Source organism: uncultured Arenimonas sp., from assembly GCF_963976025.1.
Lineage (GTDB): Bacteria > Pseudomonadota > Gammaproteobacteria > Xanthomonadales > Xanthomonadaceae > Arenimonas.
Genome location: NZ_CAXBJS010000172.1, coordinates 1 through 5,421 on the forward strand (window position 1 = coordinate 1; position 5,421 = coordinate 5,421).

The following is a 5,421-nucleotide window of genomic DNA, read 5'->3' on the forward strand; positions in this document are numbered from 1 at the left end:
CGTCTTCGAAACGATTGGGCAGGCGCGCGATTTCGTGCCAGACGCCGGCATAACGCTGCAGGTCGAGATCGCGCACGGGCTGCAGGTCGCGGGCGGTGGCGGCGCCGGAAACCAGGCCGGCGGCGCAGGCGAGGGCAGTAAACAGGGCGGCGCGGATCATGGGGGGCTCCTTGCGGGATGACGCCGTCCAGTGGACGCCCCCGCGGGTACACCCATCGTGAACCAGCGGCCGATCAGCCCTCTTGTGGTTCGGCCTTGTTCCTTTGCGCGGCCAGGTGCTCCTGGAAGGCATCGAACTCCATGCCGTTGTCGGCGGCTTCCTGGTGCGCGGCGGCGCGCAGCGTGGCCGAGAACACCAGCGACACCTCGCGCCCTTCCGCGCGGGCGATGGCCGCGGCCCGCTTGAGGATGGCCAGCACGTGCGCGGCGCTGGCCGATTCACCCACCATGCGCCCGTCCAGGCCCAGCACCCACTGCCCGTCCTTGAACACGACGCCGCCCAGCAGCTTGCCGGTGGCGACACGCAGCTGCGCGTGCGGCTCGCCGAGGCGGTCGGCGGGAATCGCATTGCTGGGGGCCTTCCGGGACATCGGGGTTTCCTGATTCAGTTGATCGGGCCCAGGTAATCGAGCTTTCCGACCGGTACGCCATTGTGCCGCAGGATTCCGTAGGCCGTGGTGGCATGGAAATGCAGGTTGGGCAGCACGAAGTCCTGGGCGTAGCTGGTGCCCGTGAACGTAAGCGGGTAAGGGCCGGCCTTGAAGCTGATGGTTCGCCCTTCGCAGCCTTCCATTTTCGCGAGATCCACGGACGCAATGAATTCCCGGGTGCGGCGGATCCGGTCCTGCAGCCGGGAAAAATCCTGTTCGTCGTCGGGGTAGGACGGCACCTCGATTCCGGCAAGCCGCGCCGCAGCCGCCTTGGCGGTATCGCTGGCGCGCTGGACCTGGCCGGCCAGGGTGAACATGTCCGGCGCCAGTCGCGCCTGGACCAGCTGCGCCGGGTCGATGCCCGTCTCTTTCGCGAACGCTTCGCCCTTGGCGAGCACCTGGGAAAGATTGGCAAGCACGCGGTCGATGGCGGGGATAAGGAACGCGGACAGCGTCAGCGACGAATGGGACATGGGATGGTTCCGGCAGGGGAGGTGGTGCGAAGCATCGCGCCATAGCGCAGGCGCTGCCAGTACCGGAAATGGGAAAGACTGGACCGCAAAAAAGAAAAACCGCACTGGGTGCGGTTTGACGTGCGTGCTTGATTGAAGATGGTGGCCGGGGAGGGAATCGAACCCCCGACACGGGGATTTTCAATCCCCTGCTCTACCAACTGAGCTACCCGGCCATCCGTCGCTCCGGCAGGGCCGGGCGAGCTGGAGATTCTAGCCGAGCGGCGGAGCACGAGGCAAGCCGAATTGGCCCGGGCTGAACTAAAACACTTGTAAATGGAATCTGAACGCCTGTCCGGCGCTCACTGTGCGCTGCACCCGGCCGGGAGTAGGGTGGTTCCAAGGTCCAGCACGGCCTGCGCACAAGGAGATCCACCATGAAAGCCCGCATCGCCCTGATCACCCTCACCACCGCCCTGGCCTGCGGACTGGCCCTGCCGGTCGCGGCCAAGTCCGACAACCCCGCCAAGGACGCCAAGCGCCTGGAGCTGCTGCAGGCAAATGCCGGCGAAGCCAAGGACACGGTGAAGTTCCTGCGTCCGATGCACGGCTACGAAGTGGTCGGCCCGCAGCATGTGCTGGTGTGGGAAACCCCGCACAAGGCCTGGCTGCTCGACCTGCGCGAAAGCGCGGCCTGCAAGGGCCTGGAGCGCGAAGTCTCGGTCGGCATCGAAGCGCTTTACGACACCATCAACACCAACAACGGTTACGTGGTTGGCGACCACGGCCTGCGCTGCCGGATCGAAGTGATCCGCGAAGTTGACGTCGCGGCCTGGAAGCAGGCCGAGCGCGAAGCCGGCATCCGCAGCTAGGCGGCTGCTGTTTCAGTCCGCCGGCGGCACGTAGCCGGCGGGCTTCTCGGCGCCATCGCCGAAGAAGAATTTTTCCATTTCCGCCTCCAGGAAGGCCCGGTGTTTCGGGTCCAGGGGCGAGAGCCGGTTTTCGTTGATCAGCATGGTCTGGTGCGCCAGCCACTGCTGCCAGGCCTCGCGGCCGATGTTGTCGAAGACACGCTTGCCCAGCGGGCCGGGCCAGGGCACGAAGCCAAGGCCTTCGGTTTCGGTCTGGGTTTTCTGGCAGAACACGGTGCGGCTCATGGCGGGTTTCCCAGCAGTTTCTTGACGGGTGCGGGCAGGCCCAGTTCGTGCAGTTGTTGCCTGGGCTGCCAGCGCAGGTCGGCATTATCCCCTTTAAGCGGCTCCGCGTCGGCCAGGCGCCAGCGGCGCGGCTCGATGTGCAGGCGGTAGTGGCTGAAGACGTGCTCGAACACCGGCAGGTCTTCGCCGGCGTCGAAATCGGCGGCGACGTTCGCAGCCAGCCAGCCGCGGGCCTCGTCATGGCCCAGGGTTTCGGGAAGCGACCACAGGCCAGCCCACACGCCTTTTTGCGGGCGCCGCGTCAGCAGCACGCGCCCCTGTGAGTCTTCCACCCAAAGCATCAGCGTCCGGCGTTCGGGCAGCGGCTTGCCCGGTTTGGATTCCGGAAGTTGTTCGACGCGACCTTCGCGCCGCGCGACACATCCATCCTGCAGCGGACACAGCACGCAGGCCGGGTCGTGGCGCGTGCACAGCGTGGCGCCGAAATCCATGATCGCCTGGGTGTAGTCGGCCAAACGATCTTCCGGCAGGTGCGATTCGGCGATCAGCCAGAGCTTCTTTTCCACCGGTGAACTGCCCGGCCAGCCTTCGACGCCGTGGTAACGCGCCAGCGTGCGCTTGACGTTGCCGTCGAGGATGGCGATGCGCTGGCCGTGCGCCTGCGCCAGGATGGCGCCGGCGGTGCTGCGGCCAATGCCGGGCAGGGCGGACAGGGCGTCGAAATCGGCGGGCAGTTCGCCGCCGTGTTCCTGCACACAAACCTGGGCGGCGCGGTGCAGGTTGCGGGCGCGGGCGTAATAACCCAGGCCGGCCCACAGCGCCATCACGCGGTCGGTGTCGGCGGCGGCGAGGTCGGGCAGGGTGGGCAGGGCGTCCAGGAAACGGGTGAAGTACGGGATGACCGTCTGCACCTGGGTCTGCTGCAGCATGATTTCCGACAGCCACACCCGGTAGGGCGAACGCGGGTGCTGCCAGGGCAGGTCGTGGCGGCCGTCGCGGTCGAACCAGGCCAGGAGCTGCTGCGCGAACCCGCTCATTCGTCGCTGGCCGGGGCCGGCTCCACGAGGTCGGCCTGGACGTTTTCCAGGGTGAAACCTTCGATCTCGAGCGAAGGGGCAGTGAAGCGGCCGAGCATCGGCGGCAGCGGCGTGCGTTCTTCGTTCGCCAGCCAGGCCTGCACTTCTTCGATCACCAGGCTTGCGTCGAGTCGGGTTTGACCGCGGGTGACTTCCAGCGAAAGCGGATCGGACAGGTCTTCGGCGCCGTCGTAGGCGAGGCTGAAGGCCAGCGGCAGTCCGGCGTTGGCTTCGGGTTCGGGCAACACGGGCCAGTCCTCTGGCCACTTCGGCATGTTGCCGGACAGCGCCAGCGAAGTGGGCTCGCCGAAGGTGGCGCTGCCGGTGGCTTCGAAGGAGGGGAGTGGGGACTGGCTTTCGAAGGACAGTTTCGTGATTTCGAGGCGCCCGGGCGAAGGGGAGCCTGCGTCGGGGTCGCTGAAATCGAAGTCGCCGGCAAGAGCCAGCGACCACGGGGCGTCGAGTTCATCCTGGGTCAAACGGCCCTTGGCCTGCAGGTCGAAGGGCGAGGCCAGGCCTGCGCGCTGCATCGACATCGTGCCGTCGAACTCCACGGACAGGGTTTCGCGTTCGAAGCGTGCCTTTGTTTCGAGCCGCAGCGGTTGGTCGGGCCGGAGTTCGGCGAATTCCAGGTCCAGCGCATGGATGCGCCAGCTGCCACCAACCACGCGGCCATTGCTGACCTGCACGCCCTGCGTCAGCGTCGGCAGTTCGAAGGGTGCTTCCGGTCGCGACTCGCGCCAGTCGGACAGCGCGGCCAGGTCGAGTGCCGGCTGGTCGAGCTCGATGCGGGTGATCACCACCTTGTCGTCGCCGCCCCGGATCGTGTCCCAGGGCAGGGAAACCTCAATGCGTGCGGCGGTGAGCAGCGGCGCCGCGGCGCCAGGCTGGCGCGCGACGACGTTGGGCAGCACCAGGCGCGGCTCGGGGCGCAGTACGTAGCTGGGCTCGCCTTCGAAGCTGATCTCCAGTCCCTGCGATTCGCCCAGCGCGTCCAGCACGGTGCGGGCGAGGCGGTGCGGCTCCAGCTGATGGTTGACCCAAAGGCCGGCAATCGCCAGCAAGGCCAGCACGATGGCGAGGTACAAGGGCCAGCGGCGCTTGCGCGGGGTGTCGGCCATTCAGGCGGCGGGCGGGGCCGGCAGCAGGGCGTCGACGAAACCTTCGGGGTCGAAGATGCGCAGGTCCTCGGGTTTTTCGCCCAGGCCGATGAAGCGGATCGGCAGGCCGAACTCGCGGGCCAGCGCGAACACCACGCCGCCCTTGGCGGTGCCGTCGAGCTTGGTCACCACCAGGCCGGTCACCTTCACCGCGGCGTGGAACTGGCGCAGCTGGTTCAGGGCGTTCTGGCCGGTGGTGCCGTCGATGACCATCAGCACTTCGTGCGGGGCGCGTTCGTCGAGCTTGGCCAGCACGCGGCGGATCTTGCCCAGTTCGGCCATCAGGCCCTGCTGGGTGTGCAGGCGGCCGGCGGTATCGGCGATCAGCACGTCGATCTGCCGGGATTTCGCTGCCTGCAGGCCGTCGAAAGCGACCGAGGCCGGGTCGGCGTCCTGGCCCTGGGCGATCACCGGCACGTTGTTGCGTTCGCCCCAGATCTTGAGCTGTTCGACCGCAGCGGCGCGGAAGGTGTCGCCGGCGGCGAGCATCAGCGAATGGCCGTCCAGCTGGAAGCGGCGCGCCAGCTTGCCGATGGTGGTGGTCTTGCCGACGCCGTTCACGCCCACGGTAAGGATGACGAAGGGTTTGGCGGCCGCGTCGATCTCCAGCGGCTTGGCCACCGGCCGCAGCATCGCCAGCAGGTCGTTGCGCAGGGCACGGAACAGGGCCGGCACGTCGGCGAAATCGCGGTCCTTCATGCGCTTGCGCAGGCGGTTCACCACTTCGGTGGTGGCCGGCACGCCCATGTCGGCGGTGATCAGCGCGGTCTCGATTTCGTCCAGCAGGTCTTCGTCCAGCTGCGGGTTGCGCTGGAACAGGCCGCCCAGGCTGCGCGCCAGCAGGCTGCCGCCCAGCACGCCCTTCATGGCCTCGCGGCCCTCGGCGCGCTCGGCTTCCAGGCGCGCGGCCTTTTCTTCCTGGTGCA

7 protein-coding genes and 1 tRNA gene are annotated in these 5,421 nt (G+C 67.6%); 1 reads left to right on the top strand and 7 read right to left on the bottom strand.

Features of this window, described 5'->3' with window-relative positions:
- Positions 1-233 precede the first annotated feature (233 nt).
- From AACZ35_RS11855 to AACZ35_RS11865, 3 genes are all read right to left on the bottom strand, one after another.
- Positions 234-590, bottom strand: a complete 357-nt coding sequence (locus AACZ35_RS11855) for a hypothetical protein (protein WP_339829533.1) — start codon at positions 588-590, stop codon at positions 234-236.
- A gap of 14 nt (positions 591-604) precedes the next feature.
- On the bottom strand, positions 605-1,123 hold the full coding sequence (locus AACZ35_RS11860; protein WP_339829535.1) for a DUF1993 domain-containing protein: 519 nt from the start codon (positions 1,121-1,123) through the stop codon (positions 605-607).
- Between the two features lie 139 nt (positions 1,124-1,262).
- A tRNA-Phe gene (locus AACZ35_RS11865) sits at positions 1,263-1,338 on the bottom strand.
- A 201-nt stretch (positions 1,339-1,539) separates the two neighbouring features.
- On the opposite strand from AACZ35_RS11865, the gene AACZ35_RS11870 reads away from it, so the two are divergent.
- Entirely contained in the window at positions 1,540-1,974 is a 435-nt protein-coding gene (locus tag AACZ35_RS11870; protein ID WP_339829538.1) for a DUF6491 family protein, read from the top strand.
- A 12-nt stretch (positions 1,975-1,986) separates the two neighbouring features.
- Here AACZ35_RS11870 and AACZ35_RS11875 read toward each other — a convergent pair whose 3' ends face one another.
- The 4 genes from AACZ35_RS11875 to ftsY form a co-directional block, all read right to left on the bottom strand.
- The gene (locus tag AACZ35_RS11875) at positions 1,987-2,259 is read right to left on the bottom strand and encodes an oxidative damage protection protein (protein WP_339829540.1); all 273 of its coding nucleotides are present in this window, start codon (positions 2,257-2,259) and stop codon (positions 1,987-1,989) included.
- Positions 2,256-3,296 carry an A/G-specific adenine glycosylase gene (gene mutY / locus AACZ35_RS11880; protein WP_339829542.1) on the bottom strand — a complete coding sequence of 347 codons (1,041 nt, stop codon included), beginning with the start codon at positions 3,294-3,296 and terminating at the stop codon, positions 2,256-2,258. Before mutY ends, AACZ35_RS11875 begins: the two co-directional genes overlap by 4 nt.
- The gene (locus AACZ35_RS11885) at positions 3,293-4,456 is read right to left on the bottom strand and encodes a hypothetical protein (protein WP_339829544.1); all 1,164 of its coding nucleotides are present in this window, start codon (positions 4,454-4,456) and stop codon (positions 3,293-3,295) included. The genes mutY and AACZ35_RS11885 overlap by 4 nt, the downstream gene beginning before the upstream one ends.
- On the bottom strand, positions 4,457-5,421 hold a 965-nt coding region (gene ftsY / locus AACZ35_RS11890; RefSeq protein WP_339829546.1), incomplete at its 5' end, for a signal recognition particle-docking protein FtsY.